The 20,098-nt window shown below is 69.6% G+C and carries 11 protein-coding genes; 7 read left to right on the top strand and 4 right to left on the bottom strand.

Annotation, left to right across the window (positions count from 1 at the left end):
- Positions 1-4: 4 nt before the first annotated feature.
- The 4 genes from AOK08_RS04930 to AOK08_RS04915 all read right to left on the bottom strand — a co-directional run bounded on the left by AOK08_RS04930 (position 5) and on the right by AOK08_RS04915 (position 7,266).
- Positions 5-1,894, bottom strand: coding sequence for an alpha-L-arabinofuranosidase C-terminal domain-containing protein (locus AOK08_RS04930; protein ID WP_241826833.1), 1,890 nt, complete (start codon positions 1,892-1,894; stop codon positions 5-7).
- Positions 1,895-2,040: 146 nt separating this feature from the next.
- Positions 2,041-5,076: a glycoside hydrolase family 2 TIM barrel-domain containing protein gene (locus AOK08_RS04925; RefSeq protein ID WP_055523961.1), complete on the bottom strand. Its 3,036-nt coding sequence runs from the start codon at positions 5,074-5,076 to the stop codon at positions 2,041-2,043.
- A 106-nt stretch (positions 5,077-5,182) separates the two neighbouring features.
- On the bottom strand, positions 5,183-6,121 hold the full coding sequence (locus tag AOK08_RS04920) for a glycoside hydrolase family protein (protein WP_055523960.1): 939 nt from the start codon (positions 6,119-6,121) through the stop codon (positions 5,183-5,185).
- 140 nt (positions 6,122-6,261) lie between these two features.
- A complete protein-coding gene (locus AOK08_RS04915; RefSeq protein WP_079053829.1) occupies positions 6,262-7,266 on the bottom strand; it encodes a LacI family DNA-binding transcriptional regulator in 1,005 nt (334 codons plus the stop codon).
- A 1,387-nt stretch (positions 7,267-8,653) separates the two neighbouring features.
- On the opposite strand from AOK08_RS04915, the gene AOK08_RS04910 reads away from it, so the two are divergent.
- From AOK08_RS04910 to AOK08_RS04880, 7 genes are all read left to right on the top strand, one after another.
- Positions 8,654-10,000 carry an extracellular solute-binding protein gene (locus tag AOK08_RS04910; protein WP_055523958.1) on the top strand — a complete coding sequence of 449 codons (1,347 nt, stop codon included), beginning with the start codon at positions 8,654-8,656 and terminating at the stop codon, positions 9,998-10,000.
- Entirely contained in the window at positions 9,997-11,028 is a 1,032-nt protein-coding gene (locus AOK08_RS04905) for a carbohydrate ABC transporter permease (protein ID WP_055523957.1), read from the top strand. The genes AOK08_RS04910 and AOK08_RS04905 overlap by 4 nt, the downstream gene beginning before the upstream one ends.
- A complete protein-coding gene (locus tag AOK08_RS04900) occupies positions 11,025-11,846 on the top strand; it encodes a carbohydrate ABC transporter permease (protein ID WP_055523955.1) in 822 nt (273 codons plus the stop codon). Before AOK08_RS04905 ends, AOK08_RS04900 begins: the two co-directional genes overlap by 4 nt.
- A 176-nt stretch (positions 11,847-12,022) precedes the next feature.
- A complete protein-coding gene (locus AOK08_RS04895) occupies positions 12,023-14,005 on the top strand; it encodes a glycoside hydrolase family 31 protein (RefSeq protein WP_055523953.1) in 1,983 nt (660 codons plus the stop codon).
- Between the two features lie 181 nt (positions 14,006-14,186).
- A complete protein-coding gene (locus tag AOK08_RS04890; protein ID WP_241826832.1) occupies positions 14,187-16,631 on the top strand; it encodes a glycosyl hydrolase family 95 catalytic domain-containing protein in 2,445 nt (814 codons plus the stop codon).
- A 64-nt stretch (positions 16,632-16,695) separates the two neighbouring features.
- Entirely contained in the window at positions 16,696-17,694 is a 999-nt protein-coding gene (locus tag AOK08_RS04885) for a glycoside hydrolase family 43 protein (protein WP_055523947.1), read from the top strand.
- Positions 17,695-17,725: 31 nt separating this feature from the next.
- A complete protein-coding gene (locus AOK08_RS04880; protein ID WP_055523945.1) occupies positions 17,726-20,050 on the top strand; it encodes a beta-L-arabinofuranosidase domain-containing protein in 2,325 nt (774 codons plus the stop codon).
- The last annotated feature ends 48 nt before the right edge of the window (positions 20,051-20,098 follow it).

Raw genomic sequence — 20,098 nt, 5'->3', positions numbered from 1 at the left:
CACGTCAGTCTTTCGCACGGGTGCGCAGAACGGTGAAGGAGCAGGGCGGGAGATCGTGGATCCGACCCGTCACACGGTCCTCGACCGGGGAGGCCGGGGCGGGTTCGAAGCGGCTCGTGGCGTGCGGCTGGGTCGCGAGTGTGGTCCGCGTGAACTCCGTGTCACCGTCCGCGCCGGCCAGGTTCAGCCGTGCGGTGACGGTGTCGGCGGTGGCGTTCGCGATCTTGATGATCACCTCGCCGTGCGCGCTGTCACGGACCGCCGACACCGCGAGGACTTCCGGCTCCCGGCGCACGTCCTCGAAGTCGTGGACCAGCTCGCCGTCGCGGAAACAGCGGAAGCGCAGCCCGTCCACCTCGACGCGCAGGTCGTACCAGCGGCCGGTCTCGACGGGGTTCGGCACGGGGTCGGTGATGTCGTGCCGGGTGCCCTCGTCCACACGCTGAAGGCGCGTGGACCGGTTCTTCCAGCCGCCGACCGACCACTCGTACCGGTCGGCGGCGGAGGTCCCGCCGAAGCCGAGGACGAACCCCTCGGTCCCGGCCGTCTTCCGGGCCCGGACCGCGAAGACGTACGACGGCCCGGCCACGGCGTCCGCCAGCGACAGCCTGGTGTCCGACGACGCGTCGTTCCGCGTCTGCCGGATCAGAGCCTCGCCGTCAGGCTTCCAGACACCCGACTCCGGTTGCCAGTCGGCGAATCCGGGGGCCGTCTCCGTGCCGAGGGGGCCCAGGCGTATGTCCGCGAACTCCGCGCATGTGTCGGCCGTGGTGCCCAGCTGGACCCGGTGCCGGGCGGTTGCCACGGGCGTCGGCGCCTCGGGGGCCCCGGTCACCGTGACGGGCAGCGCCGTGTCGCCGGAGTTGACCGAGTGCATCCGCTGGACGTGGTAGTTGAGCGTGGGCCAGACGTGGGTGTTGTCGAAGTAGATCAGGTCGGGCGCCCAGTCGATGTGGTCGCGCTTGCCGAGCAGCGGGGCGTAGGAGGCGAGCCGTACGACATCGCCGTTGCGCTCCATGCCGATCATGTAGGCGGCCTCGGCGACGGCATGGCGGCCGTCGTTGCCCCAACTCCCGTACTCCCCGATGCAGAGGTGCGGGTCCTCGCGGTCCAGGGCGTCGAAGCGGCGGGTGTTCTCCAGGAACCAACGCGGGCTTTTGTACGAGTGCTCGTCGACCACCGGGACCTGGCGCTCGCGGGCGAACGCCCAGCCGTCCTCCCATTCCTGGCCGCTGGGAGAGGGGCCGACCGTGCCCACCACGGTGATCTCCGGGTGGTGCTCGCTCAGGGCGTCCTGGATGCGGGCGAAGCGGTCGCGGAAGGTGTCGGTGATGGCGTCCTCGTTGCCGACGCCGGTCGCGGTGACGGTGAACCGGGCGTCCGGGTCGGTGACGGCACACGTAAGCACGCCTGCGTGCCGCTCCCAGGACCCGGCGAGGGGCCCCAACACGGCCTCCGCGTGCACCAGTTGGCCGTCTCCGCTCTCGATCCTCGCCACCAGCCGGTCGGCCGGTCCGTCGGTGAGCCGGGCGTGGACGCTGACGTCGTACTGTGCGCCCGCCTGGACGGGGATGCCGTCGAAGCCCTCGTTGCGCAGTCCGGCACCGAGGCCGGCCATCCCGACGGTTGTGGTGTGCAGGACGGCGTGGACCGGGTTGGCCGGATGCAGCGGAGCCTCGACCGACACGGCGACCGAACCGGCCGCGCCGTCCCGCTCCAGCAACTCCCAGGCGGTGAGTCCATGCCAGTCGGGCCGGTCGGCGGGGCCGTACTCGAAGGAGCGGTTCTGCAGCAGCTCGGCGTACAGACCGCCGTCCGCCGCATGGCTGATGTCCTCGAAGAACACACCGAAGAGATCGGGCGAGATGCCTGTGCCGGGCGCCACGGTGTCCACGTGGATCACCGTCTCGGTGACGGCTTCGGCCTTTCTGCTGGTAATGACCACTCCTCAGCGGGCGCGGGGCACAGGGGGACTTCGATCTCGCCAAGGCTCTGCCGGTCAATGGCTTACGACAGGCCCTGGTGTCGTACGGCGACGGTTCAGGACGGCGTCCCTCCTGAGCCGCCGACGCCGAAGCGCACGATGAGGGTCGCCGCGTGCGGGTGGAGGCGGTGCTGCGAAAGGGCGTCGGGGCCGCAGGAGGCACTGCCGAGTCCGTGGTGGGCCAGGTCGAGGGTGAGCCAGAGGGTGCCGTCCGGGACGAGGTCAACGGTGTGCCGGGCCGCGTCCATCGCCTCGGCCGTCCACGGGCGCAGGGACAGGTCGATGCCGGTGGGCGCGGTGAGCCGCAGCGCCTGGCCGTCGGCCCAGCGGATCGCCGCGTCGCGCACGCCGCTGCGGTTGCCGTTCTCCTGGGGCCGTACATAGGGGGTCTGCAACTCGTCCACGGTGGCCTGGAACCTGCCGAGGCGGGCGGCCCGTGCGCTGTCGGGGTACGACTCGCCGGGCCCGTACCCGTACCAGTCGAGATCTGCCGCGCCGCCCGGCAGACCGAGCCGGATCCCGAGTTTCGCCAGGGTGGCCGGCTGCCCCGGTCCGACTCCGTGGCGCGGGTCCCCGAGGCCGGTGTCGAGCTGGCCGACCGGGGTGAGGTCCAGCTTGAGTTCCAGGGTCTCGGAGTCGTACGCGGTCCAGGTCCAGCGCGCCTGTACGCCTCCGTCCTGACCGGCGGCCCGGCTGACGGTGTCGACGACCAGTCGCTCGCCGTCACCGTCGACGGCGCAGTCGACGGTGCGGTGCACGAGCCGGTCCAGGCCCAGTTCCTTCCAGAACCGTGCCTGTCCGTTGTCGCCGCCGCGGTCGTTGTCCGTGGGGGCTCGCCACAGGTCTAGCCGGGGGCTGACCAGTTCGAGGTCGCCGAGCCGGACGAGTTCGCCCTGGACGCTGAAGGTCGCCCCACCCAGGGTCCATCCATCCGCGGTGTGCTGCGGGCGGACCGGGGCCGGCTCGGGGCGCGGCTCCTCGTGCACGGGCAGGATCAACTGCGTGAAGGCGATCTCGTGTCCGGCGGGGACGCCGTTGTGGTCCTTCGCCAGTACGGCCCGTACGGTCAGGACCTGTTCACCGGCGGCCGGTGAAGCCGTGGCGACCACTTCGTCGAGGGTCACCTCATGGCTCGTGCGCGCCGGGATCGGCGGCAGGTCCAGGACACCGTCCGCCAGCGGGACCCCCTCGGCCTCCAGGCGCCAGTCGAAGGAGAGGAGAGCGGTGTCGACGAAGTCGAAGTCGTTACGGATGCGCAGCGCCGGCCGGTTCGTCCCGTGCTCCAGTCGCAGACGTACGGGAGCGATGACCGCCTTGTACTCGACGAGGCCGGGCGAGGGCGTGCGGTCGGGGAAGACCAGTCCGTCGGCGATGAAGTTGCCGTCATGGACCACCTCGCCGAAGTCGCCCCCGTAGGCGTAGAAGGGCCGGCCGGTGTTCGGGCCCTCGGTGGTCCTCTGGAGGATGCCGTGGTCGATCCACTCCCACACGAAGCCGCCGTGCAGCCGGGGATACCGGTCGAACACCTCCTGGTACTCGGCCAGGCCTCCCGGGCCGTTGCCCATCGCGTGCGCGTACTCGCAGAGGATGAAGGGCAGCTGTCGACGGTGCGAGTCGTTCGCCGCGTCGGTGGTGCGGGGCTCGGCGCGCATCCCGATGAGGGCGACCTCGTCGGGGGTGGCGTACATCAGGCTGTACACGTCCGTGTAGGGGCTGTCGTAGTCGCCCTCGTAGTGGACGAGGCGCTCCGGGTCGCGGTCGCGGGTCCACTCGGCCATCGCCCGGATGTTGTCGCCCTCAGCGGCTTCGTTGCCCATCGACCACATGACGACGCTGGGGTGGTTCTTGTCGCGTTCGACCATCCGCTGGACCCGGTCCAGGTAGGCGTCACGCCAGCGTTCGTCGGCGGACGGGTTGTTCTTCCAGGCGAGCGGGCTGAACCCGTGCGTCTCCAGGTCGCACTCGTCGATCACCCACAGGCCGTACTCGTCGCACAGGTCCAGGAACCGGGCGTCGGGCGGGTAGTGGCTGGTGCGGACCGCGTTGATGTTGTGCCGCTTCATCAGCAGTACGTCGGCAAGCATGGTCTCCGGATCGAGGGTGCGGCCGGTCTCCGGGTGCCATTCGTGCCGGTTGACGCCCCGGAAGTGGATGGGCGAGCCGTTGACGGTGATCATTCCGTCGATGATCCGGACGGTACGGAAGCCGATGGAGAGGCTGATCGTCTCGCCCTCGGAGCGCAGGGTGGCCGCGTACAGCCGGGGTGTCTCGGCCGTCCAGGGTTCGACGGCGGCGATCTCGTGAGTCTCGCCCACGGTCAGGCCGGTGACGCCGAGTTCCGGGATGTCGACGACGGCCGGGACATCGCACTCGACGCGCAGCAGTCCCTCGCCGGTGCGGTGGTCGAAGTCCGCGTGCACGAAGTGGTCGCCGATCGCTCCCACGGGCCGCTCGGTCAGGCGGACGGAGCGGAAGATCCCGGACAGCCACCACATGTCCTGGTCTTCGAGGTAGCTGGCGGCGGACCACTGGTGGACCCGGACCGCAAGAACGTTTCTGCCGGGCTGTAGGGCGTCAGTGGCGTCGAATTCGGCGGGCAGCCGGCTGCCGGTCGACCAGCCGAGTTCCGTGCCGTTCAGCCAGACCGTGAAGTGCGAGTCCACGCCCTCGAACCGCAGCACCCAGCGTGCGCCGGGAGCGATGGAGTCGAGCGTGAACTCACGGCGGTACTCACCGGTGGGGTTGTCCTGCGGCGGGTGCGGCGGTTCCACCGGGAAGGGGTAGACGATGTTGGTGTAGGCGGGCAGCCCGAAGCGGGCCTCGCTCTGGTCGAGGAGGTCGCCGTTGTCGTCCCGCAGGCCTTCCATCTGCCACATTCCGGGAACGCGCAGCCCGTCCCACGCCGAGTCGTCGAATCCGGGCTCGTGAAACCCTTCGGTCATCTCCCGGACCGAAGGACTGAGCCGGAACCGCCAGCGGCCGTCCAGGTCGATACTCCTGGCGTCGCTGCGGGCACTCGCCCTCGGCGCCAGACGCCCCTCACCGGGGCTGAACGAGGAGAGTCGCTGGCTCGTCGGGGTGTGCGCGGTCATGGAACGTCCTTCGTGGCGGGGGAGGATTGGCGGGTGTGGACTTCGGGCCTGGTTTTCGGGCCTGGCACTCGGCCGGTGGCCCTGGAACGAGTGCGACCGCGGCCGGCTATGGCATGGGGGCCAGCTCGAGTCGGACGGGTTCGTCGCGGTCGCAGCGCAGTCTGCCGTCGACGACTCGTGCGGCGGCGACCTGGAGCGAGGAGCGGCGGGTGGCCGGGGTGCCGTCGTCCTCGTTGTCGTGCGCGGGGCGGCCGGGGTGGGTGAAGTAGAAGATGTAGGCCGTGTCTCCCTGGACGAGCACGTCGGCGTGGAGGCCGATGTTGCCGTCGTCGGGCCGGCTGCCCGGCGAGTCCAGGATCAGGCCCTGGTGTTCCCAGTTCGTCAGGTCGTCCGACCGCAGCACACCCTGTCCGCGCCACTCGTCGACGATCATCCAGTAGTGGCCGCCCAGCTCGAAGACGTTGGGGCCCTCGTGCCCACGGTGGTCGAGCACCACGCCGGTGGGCCGCCAGTGGTAGAGGTCGGGGCTGTCGGCGGCGCAGGTGACCGAGGACCGGGACTCGTCCTTGAACCACATCCGCCAGCCACCATCGGGCAGCGGGTACACGCACGCGTCGATGACCCGGTCGGAGCCGAGGTCCAGCTCCCCTATATACGTCCACGCCAGCATGTCGGGGCTGGTGTAGTGGCGGATCCGGGCGGCTCCGGTCCAGGAGTCGGGTACGCCACGGATGTAGCTGACGTACATGTGATAGGTGCCGTCGTGCCAGATGATCTCCGGCGCCCAGAAGGTGTTTCTGCCCCACTCGGTGTCCAGGCCGGTGAGAGTGCCCCGGTACGTCCAGGTGCGGCCACCGTCCGCGGACGATGCCACGCCCAGGTCGCTGCCGTGCACCCAGGTGACCCCGGGGCCCGGGGCCGTGGCCCGGCGGTTGGTGTAGACGAGCCACCACTCGCCGCTCTCGCGGTGGTGGACGGCCACGGGGTCCGCGGCACCGTCGAACACGGGGTCACGGAAGAGAGGGGCGTCGGCTACGGCGTTCACCGTTGTCTCCGGTATCTGGTGAGGCGGTACGAGGAACAGGGCAGGGTGTGGCGTCGGCGCCCTTCTTCCGGGCCGCGCCCGGCAAGGCATGACGATGTGCGCGTACGGACGGGTACGACCGGGGTTGGCGCCCGGCCCGGTCAGCCACCTGTCGACTCGCGGATCACCACGGAGAAAGAGCTGAAGAACTCCTCGTGATCCGTGCTGGGCTCGGTCTCCTCGATACGCCTGATCAGCAGGTGGACCGCCCGTTCGGCCATCGCGTCGTGGTCCGGGTCGATGGTGGAGAGCGCGGGGACGAGGAACTCGCTCTCCTTGACGTTGTCGAACCCGATGACCTTGACCTGGTCCGGCACCCGCACCCCGGCACTCGCCAGGCCCCGCAGCGCACCCATGGCCAAGGAGTCGTTCACGCAGAACAAGCCGTCGAAGCCGAGTCCGCTCTCTACCATCTTCCGGGCCCGTTCGGCGCCTTCGGCCATGTCCGTCCTGTCCACCGTCTGCACCAGGGCCGGATCCGCCGGCAGGCCGGCCTTCTCCAGCGCCTGCCGGTAGCCCGCGAGCCGGAGGGTGGAACTGTCGACTATGTCGACCCTGCCGGACAGGATCGCGATACGCCGGCAGCCCCGTTCGATCAGGTGGCTGGTGGCCGCCTCGGCCGCCTCGACATTGGGCATGGCGACATGGTCCACGGGACCGCCGAAGAACCGCTCACCCAGGATGACCACCGGGTGATCGACCTTGAGACGCTCGGCATCGGTCGGCCCCAGTCCTACGGCGCTCAGGATGAGCCCGTCATAGAGACGGTTGCGTGACATCGACAGCGCGGCGAGTTCGCTGTCCCGCGACGCCCCCGTCTGCTCGATGCTCACCCTCAGGTTGTGGCGTTCCGCCGCGGTGATGATGGTGGCGGCGAGCCGGCTGTAGTAGGGGCTGTTCACCTGGGGGACGGCGAGTCCGATGGTGCCGGTTCGGCCCTTGCTGAGATTGCGGGCCGCGACGTTGACGCGGTAGTCGAGTCGCGTCATCGCCTCCAGGACCTTCTCGCGCGTTGCCCGGCGCACGTTCGGATGATCGTTGATGACGTTGGAGACGGTCATCGCCGAGACACCGGCCGCCTTCGCCACATCCCGAATCGTTGCCACGTGCGCCCCTGGTCCATGGTCTCGAATCCCGCCCCGGGGCAATGCCCCTCAGCCGGACTGTGCTGTCCCCTATATATAGGGGTGGCGTTTCCCCCGGCACCGCCTCTGGTCCTGTCCTCGGCACCAGCGGGCAGCGAGCGGAATCCCCAGGGGTCTCCGCCCCGCAGCCGACGGCTCGCACTCCGCCTCGGCTCACGCGCCCCGGCCGTCCGTCCGCGACCGCGATCACTCATTCATGTCGCCCCGTACGGACCGGCTCCCGTCCGGCCGCCGCCGTGCCCTGCTTCGACGCGACAGGCATCCGGCCGGCGAGGGCCTGAACCGTTCGGGGCGCGCACCGGCCGCAACCAGATCCGGGCGCGGGCCGCCTGTATGGAGAGGCAGAGAATCGCGCCCGAGCCGCGGCCCGCCGTGGCCGTACCGGCCGGAGGGCTCGACGTGACCTCGGTACGGGGCGTGGTCGCGGCTGGCCGTCGAGGGCTCGGCGTCGAGGCGGAGGACCGGGGTCGGGACGGGCATGGATCTGCTCCAGCGTTGATGTGGCGGGGTCGAGCGGTACGGCTGGCTTGCCGGGTACCGACTCTCGGCTCTCGATTCCCGGCTCTCGGGCCACCGGACAGCGAGCGAACGGCGGGGCACAGGGCTTTCGGGCATGCTGTTCGTCCGTAAACAGCCGCCTTTGAGCACCTTACTTGTACCGGTAAAAACGCTGCCATCGCGATACCCGTGAAGTCAAGAGCTGTGCGGCAACTTGCTCGGTCACAGGGTCACCAAACTTCGAGAACTGTTGCCCCGACCCCCCTTGACAGCCTCCAAGGGGCAGACCTAGCGTTCGCCGATGTCTCGCCGCAACCGGTTCGCGGCGGTCATTACCGGGGCAGATCCCCCAGAGCCGAAGAGCCGGACCATCCCTCTCGATGCCGACAAGTTCCACACAGGTAGAGCCGACGGTGGGCGAGGTGTGCAATGAAGCGATCCTTAAGGTGCCCGGCAGCCGACGCGACGGCCGCCAGGATGCCGACGTCACCCATCTCACTTCCGTTTTCTGCCTGGTGAAGCGTCAGAAGTGCGCTGAGCCCTGCCTGTCGCAACGGTTGCAGGCATGCCGTTCAATCACGGCGTCCCCCGCCTCCCCCGGCAACGGGAGCCTGCTCGCTCACGAGCAGCGATGACGTCCTTCTTGGGACAAGGCGGCGTCTGACCTCTCAACGTGCCGAGGCTCGTTCCGCACGGTTCCTGGACCGCGCACCACGGCCGAGTACGGAACGCGCGCCTTCGCCCGCTCTCCACATGCCTCCCCGCGTGCAGCACCTGCCTGCCTGCCTGCCCGCCTGCCCGCCCGCACGCACACAATCCGTCTCCACACCGCCCGAAAGGCTGCCGAGCCATGTCCGATTCAGCCAGATTCTCCCTCGACCGGCGCAACTTCCTGATCGCCTCTGCCAGTGCCGCACTCGCCGCGACCGCCCTGCCCGGCTGTGCCGCCTCTGTCAACGACTCGTCCTCCGGCGGCGCCAAGGGCGGCGGAACGATCAGTGTCATGACCACGGAGGACCCGAAGACCTTCCAGGCCGATGCCCAGAAGGCGCTCGGGATGACGATCCGCGTCATGAAGTATGACCCCTCCAAGCTGAACGCCATGCTGGCGAGCAAGAACCCGCCGGACGTGGTGCGCGGCATCGGCGCGCTGGAGACGCCGTACTTCGCCAAGCGCGGGCTGATGACCGATCTGGACCCGTACTTCGCCAAGAGCAGCGCCCTCAGGACCACCGACCTCGACCCCGTCAACGACCTGTGGCGCTTCGACGGTCAGAAGCAGGGCGCGGGCCCCCGCTACGGCATGGCGAAGGACTACTCGCAGGACTCGATGTTCTGGTACCGCACGGATCTGTTCCATGAGGCGGGCATCGACCTCCCCAGCGACACCGAGCCCCTCTCCTGCGACGAGTGGCTCGACCTCGGCAAGCGGCTGACCAAGCGCCGGCTGGGCAAGGTCAAGGTGTACGGGCTGAGCGCCGGAGGCATGGGCACCTTCGCCCAGCTCACCTCCCTGACCGCGTCGGCCGGGGGCAGCGTGTTCGCGGAGGACCTCGCCTCGGTGGACTTCTCCGCGCCCGAAGCGCGCAAGGCGCTCCAGTGGATCCTGGACTACACGCGTGCGGACATCGGTCCGAACGTGGCCAACCCCAACCCGGACGGCTGGGACTGGCCCACCTACCAGGCCAACCGGATGGCGATGGCCACCGACGGCTACTGGTTCGGGGGCTCGTTCCTCGACGACCCCAAGATCGGCGAGCTCTCCCGGTTCGCTCCGGCCCCGCAGCTGGGCTCGAACCGCGTCAGCCCCTGTTTCGGTGCCACCGGCTTCTGGATCCCCCGGGAATCCAAGAACAAGGACGCGGCCTGGAAGTTCTTCGAGTGGTACTTCGGCGGCAAGCCCGCCCAGGACCGGGCGACCGGCGGTTGGGGCATCCCCTCCCTGAAGTCGCTCCAGGCCAAGATGCCTCAGGAGAAGCCGTTCCAGAAGCAGGCCTACAAGGTGCAGGAGAACGAGATGAAGTACTTCTCCACGCTCTCCTTCACGCCCTACGCCGAGGTGACCGCCCTGGAGGCGGTGCTGAACAAGGTGCTGCCGGGGGCTGTCAAGTCCAACACCCCGACCGGCAAGATCGCCGACGAACTGAACCAGCGCATGAACGAGCAGCTTGCCCGGGGCAAGGAACTGGCCGGATGAGCACTGAGCAACTCTCCCGTTCCGTGCGGGGGGCGCGGGCCTCTGTGGAGGCCCGCCGCCCCGCCGGGCGCCCCGGACGCCGGCGCGCCTCGCTGCGGACGCGCCGGGCCTGGGCCTTCTACCTGTTCTCCGGCCCCTGGATCCTGGGCTTCCTGACGCTGACGGTCTTCCCGCTCGGCTACGCCCTGTGGTTGAGTTTCACCAACTCCGACGGGCTCTCACCGCGTACCGAGTTCGTGGGCCTGGCCAACTACCGCGAGGTCTTCTCCGATCCGGACACCATGACCTCGCTGGCACGCACCGGCGTCTTCACCGCCGTCACCGTGCCGTTGTCCCTCGTGGCCGGACTGCTGCTCGCGGTCCTGGTGAACCAGCCGATCCGCGCGCGTGGTCTGTTCCGCACGCTGCTGTACCTGCCGGCGGTGGTACCGCCGGTCGGAGCGGCCCTCACCTTCAAGATGATCTTCGACCGGGACTCTGGATCCGCCAACGGCGTACTGGACCTCCTCGGTGTCGACGGAGTGTCCTGGCTGGTCGATCCGTACGCCCACTGGGTGTTGATCATGCTCACTCTGTGGGCCGTCGGCAACGTCATGATCATCTCGCTCGCGGGGCTCCAGGACATCCCCCGTGAGGTGCTCGACGCGGCCAGGATGGACGGCGCGAACGCGTGGCAGACGTTCACGCGTATCACCGTCCCACTGCTCTCGCCGGTGCTGTTCTTCCAGGTCATCACCGGTGTCATCGCCGCGCTGCAGAGCTTCGCGCCGCTGCTGATCTCCCTCAACTCCACTCCGGCCGGGGTCACTGCGGTCCCCCAGGACAACTACCTGTACATGATCCACGTCTTCGCTCAGACCTTCGCCAACGGCCGGTACGGCTACGCCTCCGCGCTGTTGTGGGTGCTCTTCGCGATCATCATCGTCATCACGCTCCTGATCTTCCGGCTCAGCAAGGGCGCGGTGTTCTACTCCTTCGAACCCGAAAAGGCGAAAAAGACGCCGCGCACGATAGGAAGCGCTCGATGACCCTGTCCCGCCGCGCAGGCGTCTACATGATCCTGGTGGGTGTCCTGGTGCTCATGCTCAGCCCGTTCCTGTGGCTGGGAATCACCTCCTTCAAGGCGCCCTCCGAGCTGCGGGCCGTGCCGATCCACTGGTGGCCCCACGAGCCCAGCCTGGACAACTTCCGGCAGGCCCTGACCCGCATCGACTACCTCAGCTACGCCCGTAACTCACTGGTGATCGCGGGGCTGTACTCCGTACTGATCACCCTCTCCTCCGCCTGGGCCGGCTTCGGCTTCGCCCGGCTGAACGCCCCGGGAAAGCCCGTCGTCTTCGGCGTACTGCTGTCGACGATGATGATGCCGCAGGTCATCACCCTCATCCCCACCTACCTGCTCTTCTCCAAGGCCGGCCTGGTCAACACCTACATGCCGTGGGTGTTGTGGGGGCTGGCCGGCGCGCCCTACCTGATCTTCCTGTTCCGGCAGTTCTTCGCCAACATGCCGAAGGAACTGGAAGAGGCGGCGATCGTCGACGGCTGTGGGCAGGTCCGCATCTTCTGGCGGATCTTCCTCCCCCAGTCCTGGCCGGTCATCGCCACCAGCATGATCATGTCCTTCACCTGGGCATGGGGCGACTACCTCGCTCCCGCCCTGCTCCTGGACGACGACCGCACCACCCTCGCGGTGAAACTGGCCAACGGCTACGCCACCCCGAACGGCACACCGCTGAACAACCTGGTGGCCGCCGGTGCCGTGATGTACGTCGTGCCCGTGCTGGTGCTCTTCCTGATCATGCAGCGCGGCTTCGTGTCGGGTGTCGCCACCTCCGGGATGAAGTGACCGCACGGTTCACCCCGGCCAGGCCGGGTCGGGGCGGCCGTCACCTTCACCGGGAACCGCGCACCGACCCATCAGGTGGCCTGTGCCGCCCGGCAACCGCAGGCCGTGCCCGACCCTCGTGGCCACACCCGCACGCGGGCCCCGTCCAGGGGCCTTGAGAGCACAGAGGAAATGCCTTGTCCTACAGCATTCGCTTCGGCGGTCTGGAACGCCACACCGCCGAAGAGATCCTCCGTATCGAGGCCTGGGGGCCACACGCCGTCCGGGTGCGGGCCGCCTCGGGAACCATCGACCCCGTCGCTCCCGGCGCGCTGGACAGCCTCCCGCCGTCCTCGCAGGCCGAGCTGTCCCTGTCGGACGACGGCTCCGCCCGCCTGGTCAACGGCCGTGTCGCCGTCGAGGCCTCGGCGGACGGCAGGCTGCGGTTCCTGGACGCCGCCTCGGGCTGTGAACTCCTCGCCGAGAAGAAGCCGTACGTCCACCACGCCGGCCCCCGCGTCCACGCGGCGGGCGGCCGGACGGAGCAGCACTTCGAGGGATACGACGGTGAGCGGCTGCACGGCCTGGGACAGCATCTGCACGGGCGTCTGGACCAGAAGGGCTGTGTGATCGACCTGGTCCAGCTCAACACCACGGCCGCCATCCCCTTCCTGCACTCCTCGCGCGGCTACGGACTGCTGTGGAACAACCCCGCCACCGGCCGTGTCGAGCTGGGCGCCGACACCACCCGGTGGACCGCCGACGGCGGCGGGCGCGTCGACTACTGGGTCACGGCGGGCGACACCCCGGCCCAGATCATCGACGCGTACACCCTGGTCACCGGACGCCCGCCTCTCCTCCCCGAGTGGGCGTCCGGTTTCTGGCAGTCGAAGCTGCGCTACCGCACGCAGGAGGAACTCCTCGCGGTGGCACGGGAGTACAGGGAGCGCGGGCTGCCGCTGTCGGTCATCGTCTGCGACTTCTTCCACTGGCCGAACATGGGCGACTGGCGTTTCGAGGAGAGCGAGTGGCCCGACCCCGCCGCCATGGTCGAGGAGCTCGACGACCTCGGGGTGAAGCTCGCGGTCTCGGTGTGGCCGACCGTCGAGCCAGGCAGTGACACCTTCGACGAACTGCGCGCGTCCGGACACCTCGTCCAGGACACGGACGGCGGACTGCTCACCTTCCCGTGGCCGTCGCGCAGTGCCGAGGAACCGATGCGCCCGATGGCCTACTACGACGCCACCCACCCCGGCGCACGGGCGGCGCTGTGGCAGCGGCTGAACGACAACTACCGTTCGCTGGGCGTGACTTCCTTCTGGCTGGACGCCTGCGAACCCGACCTGCTGACCCGCGAGGCCGCCGACCGCGCCCTCTACGCGGCCGGGCCGGCAGCCGAGGTCGCGAACCTCTACCCCGTGCTGCACACCCGTACGGTCGCCGACGGCCTGGCCGCGGCGGGCGACGACCGGCCGCTGTCCCTGGTCCGGTCCGCATGGGCCGGCAGCCAGAAGTACGGGGCGGCCCTGTGGTCCGGCGACATCCCCTCGACCTTCTCCTCTCTCGCGCAGCAGATCCGGGCCGGGCTCAACGTCGCGATGAGCGGCATCCCTTGGTGGAACACCGACATCGGCGGCTTCGGCGGCGGCGACCCGGCCGACCCCGCCTACCACGAGGTGCTGATCCGCTGGTTCCAGTACGGCACCTTCAGCCCCGTCATGCGCCTGCACGGCGACCGTAAGCCCAACCACCCCACGTTCTCGACGGACATGAGCGGCGGCCCGAACGAGGTCTGGTCCTACGGCGAGGAGGCGTACGGCATCCTCCGGGAGCACCTGTCGCTGCGCGAGCGCCTGCGCCCGTATCTGCGGGAACTGTCCGAGGAAGCCCACCGCACCGGCGCCCCGCCGATGCGACCGCTGTTCTTCGGCTTCCCCGACGACGAGCACGCCTGGGACGTCGACGACCAGTTCCTGCTCGGTCCCGATGTGCTGGTGGCGCCCGTGTACGAGGCGGGCGCTCGGTCCCGCCGGGTGTACCTGCCGTCCGGAGCGCGCTGGCTGGACCCGGTCACCGGAAGCGTGCTGGAGGGCGGTACGACGCTCGACGCCGACGCCCCGCTGGAGCGCATCCCCGTCTTCGTACGCGAGGGGGCAGCCGTGGCGGCGCAGTTCAGCTGACCGGCCCGGATCGGCGCCGGACTCCTCGGATCTCTCCGAGGGAGACCACCGGCACCGGGCCAGGGCACCTCACCCCCCGGCCCGGTGCCGGGACTCACGCGGCGAGCGAAGGCCGGCCGCGTCCCGGAACCCCGTGTCCTCGCCGACGATGACGCTCCTCCGCACGAAAGACTGGAAAGCCATGCACTCCGTACGTCCTTCCGCGGGCGACCCGAACTCGCCCGGGCCTGCCCTGGTCGCGCTTCCCGACCGTGGGATCCATGACACCGTTCCCGCCGACGCGTGGACGGACGGCTTCGTCACCGGCAACGGTGAGTACGGGGCTGTGGTGTACGGGGACCCGGCGCTGGAGAAGACCGTCTTCAACCACCACCGCCTCGTCCTGCCGAACGGCACCCGTGACGTCGCCCCGCCGGTGCTCGCCGACCGGCTGGAAGCGGTGCGGGACAAGGCACTGGCCGGGGACTACACGGGAGCGTGCCGGGACTTCGCCGACGGGTGGGAGCTGCGCTGGACCCAGACCTACCACCCCGCGTACGAGCTGCGGATCGCCACCGAGGAGGACCCGACCGCCGACGAGTACGTCCGGGTCACCGACTTCCGCACCGGCGAGGTCACCTCCGCCTGGGCGGACACGCACGGCACCTGGTCCCGCCGGGTCTTCGTCTCCCGCGCCGACCGGGTCGTCGTCCACGAACTCACCCCGCCCCCCGGCCGTACCGTCGACGTCACCCTGAGCGTGCACACCGCCCTCGACGACACACCCACCGTCCACAGCGGACGCGACGGCCTGCACACCCGCGTGCGGTTCACCACCCTGGCCGACGTCGGTGAAGGCTCCGGCTGGCTGAACCTGCGCGGCACCTACCCCGAGGGCATGGGCGCCTACGGCTACGAGGGCGTCACCCGCATCGTGCCGACCGGCGGCACGATCACCGCCGACGGCCCGACCGTCACGGTCAGGGGGACGACCGGACTCACCCTCCTCACCCGGCTGGACCGGTACGAGACGCCCGGCGCCTGGGACTCCCGGCCGCTGCACGCCCAACTGGCCGCCCTGGACGCCGACTACGAGGCACTGCTCGCCCGCCACACAAAGATCCACTCGGAGCTGTACGACCGCTCCCGCCTCGACCTGAACGTCCCCACCGCCGACCGCGGGCTCTCGACCACCGAGCTGATCGCCCGTCAGAACGCGGACCCCACCGTCATCGGCACGGCCCTGCTGGAGCGGCTCTACGACTCCGGCCGCTACCTCTTCCTCAGCTCCAGCGGCATCCTGCCACCCCGCCTGACCGGTATCTGGACAGGGGCGTGGACCGCCGCCTGGGCCGGTGACTTCACCACGGACGCCAACGTCAACCTCCAGGTGGCCGGCGGCAACATCCTCGACCTGACCGAGGTGATGGAGGGTTACTTCACCCTGGTCCTCGGCCAGTTGGACCACTGGCGGACCAACGCCAGGAACCTCTACGGCGCCCGTGGTTTCCTCGCCCCCTCCCGTACCGACGGCGAGTACGGCCACATGCTCCACTTCAACAACAGTGACTTCCCCGGGCACTGCTGGACCGGCGGCGCCGACTGGCTGCTCCAGCCGCTCCTGGAGTACTACGAGGTCACCGGCGACCATGCCTTCCTGCGGGACAGGCTCGGTCCCGCGCTGCTCGAACTCGCCCTGTTCTACGAGGACTTCCTCACCCGCACCGACACCGACGGCAAGGTGGTCTTCGTACCGTCCTTCTCCATGGAGAACGCCCCCGGCAACACGGGCGAGCACCTGTCCGTCAACGCCACCGGCGACATCACCGCCGGCCGGCACGCCCTGCGGGCCGCCATCGACGCGGCGGGTGTCCTCGGCGTCGAGCAGGGCACCGGCGAGGGCGTCGAACGCTGGACGGCACTGCTCGACAAGCTCCCCGAGTACCGGATCAACGAGGACGGCGCCCTCGCCGAATGGTCCTGGCCCACCCTGACCGACCACTACGACCACCGCCACATCCAGCACCTGTACGGCGCCTGGCCGCTGGACGAGATCAACCCGGAGGAGCGCCCCGACCTCGTAACCCCGGCGCTCAAGGCCCTCGAACGGCGCGAAGACCAGAACCTGTCCGCGCACGGCAGTCTCCACCGGGCCCTGGCTGCCGCCCGGCTCAAGGACAGCGCCAAGCTCTACGACAGCCTCCGGAAGATCACCGGCAACGACATGGTCTTCCGCTCGCTGATGACCTCCCACAACCCCGGCCGTGACATCTACAACGCCGACGCCGCCCACGCACTGCCCGCCGTCCTGGCCGAAGCCCTGCTCCACACCCGGCCGGGCGTGCTCGAACTCCTTCCCGCGCTCCCCGAGCAGTGGGACAGGGGCCGGCTCACCGGGGTCCGGGCCCGCGGCCGAATCCGCGTCCACAGCCTGGACTGGAACCTGTCCGGCGGCACCGCGACCGTGACCGTCACCTCGGACACGGCCCAGGAGATCACGCTGATCAGCCGACGAGGCATCACCGCCGTCACCACGACCGCACCCACCAGCCGCAGTGTGCTCGGCCCGCACGCCAGGAAGATCGCCCTGGCCGCGGGACGAAGCACCCCGATCACGGTTTCCCTGCCGACGGACACCTCCACCTGAGCGCGCCGCAGGCGCTCGCGGGACCGCTCCCGCCCAACTTCCTTCACGCTACTCAGGAGTGTTCGTGCACCAGCCCGATCCGGTCTACGCCGGTTACCTGCTCGTCTACTTCGTCGGCAACCCCACCGCCGACGACGAACGGATCCGCGTCGCCCTCAGCCGCGGCAACGATCCGTTGCGCTACCGGGAACTCAACGCCGGACAGCCCGTCCTGGCCTCCGGCCTCGGCACCGGAGGACTCCGCGACCCGTTCCTGATCCGCTCCCCCCAGGGGGACACCTTCCACCTGATCGCCACGGATCTGCTGACCTCGGGCGGCGCCGGTGAGCAGCAGTCGGACATCTGGGACCGGGCGGAGCGCACCGGCAGCCGGTCGATCGTGGTGTGGGACTCCACGGACCTCGTCCACTGGACCGACCCCCGCCTGGTCCAGGTGTCCCCCGACACCGCGGGCAACACCTGGGCGCCGAAGGCCTGTTACGCGGACGAACTCGGCACGTACGTCGTCTTCTGGGCCTCGAAGCTCTACGCGGAGGACGACCCCGAGCACACCGGCGAGGCGTACAACACCATGCTGTACGCCACCACCGGAGACTTCCGCTCCTTCAGCGAACCCAGGGTCTGGCACGATCCGGGCCACGCCGTCATCGACTCGGCCGTCATCAAGCACAACGGCGTCTACTACCGCTACACGAAGGACGAGCGGGACCAGACCCCCTCCCTGCCCGGCGCGAAGTTCATCATCGCCGAGAAGTCCCGCGAACTGACCTCCACCTCGTACGAGTTCGTGGCCGACCGGATCGGCAAGGGGGACATCACCCGCGGTGAGGGCCCGGCCGTGTTCAAGTCGAACACGGAGGACAAGTGGTACATGCTCATCGACGAGTTCGGGGGGCGCAGCTACGTCCCGTTCGAGAGCACCGATCTCGACTCCGGTAAGTGGACCCCGTCGACCGGATACCAACTGCCGCATGAAGCCAAGCACGGCTCGGTGCTCCCCCTGACCCAGGCGGAGTACGACCTGCTGCTGAGCGCTTACGGCGGAAACGACAACGACTCCTGACCACACGTTCGAACGAAGGGAGCTGGTAGCCATGCAGTCCTTCCCCCGCAGCGCGGTACGCCTTCTTCCCGGCCCGTTCCTGGAGGCGCAGGCCACCGCCCTGGAGTACTTGCTGTCTCTCGACACCGACCGGCTCCTCGCGCCCCTGCGGCGCGAGGCCGGCCTGCCGCCGGTCGCGGAGTCGTACGGCAACTGGGAGAACTCGGGGCTCGACGGCCACACCGTCGGGCACGCGCTGTCGGGTGCCGCGCTCATGAGCGCGGTGACGGACGATCCCCGGCCGACAGCCATGGTCGAACGGCTGGTTGAGGGCGTCGTCGAGTGCCAGGACGCTCTGGGCACCGGCTACGTCGGGGGTATCCCGGACGGCGTGCGGCTGTGGGAGCGGGTCGCCGCAGGCCAGGTGGAGCGGGACTCGTTCGAGTTGGGTGGCGCCTGGGTGCCCTGGTACAACCTGCACAAGCTCTTCGCCGGCCTGCTGGACGCCCACCGGTACACCGGCTCGGAGGCGGCCCTGACCGCCGTACGACGGCTGGCGGACTGGTGGGACCGGTTGGCGGCGGGGATGGACGGCGACACCCACGAGGCCATGCTCCGTACGGAGTTCGGCGGGATGTGCGAGGCGCTGGCGGACCTCGCCGAGGTCACCGGCTCGGACCGGTACGCCGCCCTGGCACGCCGGTTCCTCGACCGGTCCCTGCTCGGCCCGCTGCGCGAGCACCGCGACGTCCTCGACGGGATGCACGCCAACACCCAGATCGCCAAGGCCGTCGGATACCAGCGGCTCGGCGAGGTCGCCGCCGACCCGGGCCTGCGGGACGCCGCCCGGTTCTTCTGGCAGACCATGACCCGGCACCGGACGTACTCCTTCGGCGGCAACTCCGTACGCGAACACCTGCACCCCCGCGACGACTTCGGCTCCGCCCTGGAGTCGCCCGAGGGCCCCGAGACCTGCAACACGTACAACATGCTCAAGCTCGGCCGCGCCCTGTTCCTCGAAGAGCCGGACGGCGAGGTGCTCGACCACTACGAGCGGGCGACGGTCAACCACATCCTGTCGTCCGTGCGTCCCGAGGGCGGCCTGGTGTATTTCACACCGGTGCGGCCGGGCCACTACCGCGTGGTGTCGACGTCCCAGAACTGCTTCTGGTGCTGCGTCGGCACCGGGCTGGAGAACCACGCGAAGTACGGCGAGCTGGTGTACACCACCGAGGGCGACGACCTGTACGCCAACCTGTTCGTCAACCTCTTCATCGCCTCCCGGCTCAGCCTGCCCGAACAGGGCTTGGTGCTGGAGCAGACCACGACGGCCCCCTACGACGACAAGGTCGCACTCCTGGTACGCGAGGCCGGCGCCACCCCTGTGGCGATCCACATCCGCGTCCCCGACTGGCACGAAGGGGCGCCGCAGGTCCACATCAACGGCGTGCCGCCGGCGGGCGGGGCGGCCACCTCGCTCACGACGCGCGGGACGACGACCGGACAGCCTCTGACCTACGTACGTCTGGAACGGCAGTGGCACGCGGGGGACACGATCACCCTGCGCCTTCGCCCTTGCGTCAGCGCCGAGTTGCTCCCCGACGGCTCGCCGTGGGTGTCGTTCCGCTACGGGCCCACCGTCCTCGCCGCCGAGGGCGACCGGAACGACCTGGTCGGCCTCTTCGCCGACGACTCCAGGATGGGACATGTCGCGGGCGGCCCGCTGCGCCCTCTGGAGCATCTGCCCGTCGTACTCGCCCGGAACACCTCCGACGCGGCGGCCGGGGTGCGCCGACTCGCCCCGGACCGGCTGGAGTTCGCCCTCGATCACGTGGAAGCGACGCGACCGGGCGAGTCCGTCACCCTCGTGCCGTTCGCCGGCATCCACGACTCCCGGTACCACCTCTACTTCCCCCTGGCCGAACCGGAGCGGCTCCGGGAGCGGCGGGCGGAGCTGCGCGCTGCCGACGAAGCGTCACTCGAACTGCACGACCGCACCGTCGACGCCGTCGCCGCCGGTGAGCAACAACCCGAAAGCGACCACGGGTTCGATGGACGGGACACCTGGTCGGGGCTCACCGACGGGCTGAGGTGGCGGGCCGCCACCGGATGGTGGTCCTACCGTCTGGCAGACCGGGACGCCGCCGCCACCGGTCTGCAGATCACCCACCTCGCAGACACAGCCGCCGGACCGACCCGGGTACTGGTCGACGGACACGTACTGGGCACGCTCATCCCCTTACCCTCCGCCGAGGGCGAGGAGACCCAGGTGCTCCCGCTCCACCCGAATCGTCCTGCCGGGCCCGTCGAGATCCGCTTCGAAGCGGCAGGACCCGCAGCCACCATCCGGCTGCGCGAAGTACGCCTGGTGCGCTGACGGCACTCACCCCTCGGGGCAGGTCCCGGTCACGTGTGCGAGGAATCC

It is taken from the genome of Streptomyces graminilatus, assembly GCF_001418565.1.
Classification (GTDB): domain Bacteria; phylum Actinomycetota; class Actinomycetes; order Streptomycetales; family Streptomycetaceae; genus Streptomyces; species Streptomyces graminilatus.
Note: the sequence above shows the minus strand (reverse complement) of the source record. Positions and strands in the feature narration are given on the sequence as shown.

Excerpts from the sequence above, each read along its gene's own strand:
- AOK08_RS04925 (WP_055523961.1), bottom strand. The coding sequence starts at position 5,076 with ATGACCGCGCACACCCCGACGAGCCAGCGACTCTCCTCGTTCAGCCCC.
- AOK08_RS04910 (WP_055523958.1), top strand. The coding sequence starts at position 8,654 with ATGTCCGATTCAGCCAGATTCTCCCTCGACCGGCGCAACTTCCTGATC.
- AOK08_RS04905 (WP_055523957.1), top strand. The coding sequence starts at position 9,997 with ATGAGCACTGAGCAACTCTCCCGTTCCGTGCGGGGGGCGCGGGCCTCT.
- AOK08_RS04900 (WP_055523955.1), top strand. The coding sequence starts at position 11,025 with ATGACCCTGTCCCGCCGCGCAGGCGTCTACATGATCCTGGTGGGTGTC.
- AOK08_RS04890 (WP_241826832.1), top strand. The coding sequence starts at position 14,187 with ATGCACTCCGTACGTCCTTCCGCGGGCGACCCGAACTCGCCCGGGCCT.
- AOK08_RS04880 (WP_055523945.1), top strand. The coding sequence starts at position 17,726 with ATGCAGTCCTTCCCCCGCAGCGCGGTACGCCTTCTTCCCGGCCCGTTC.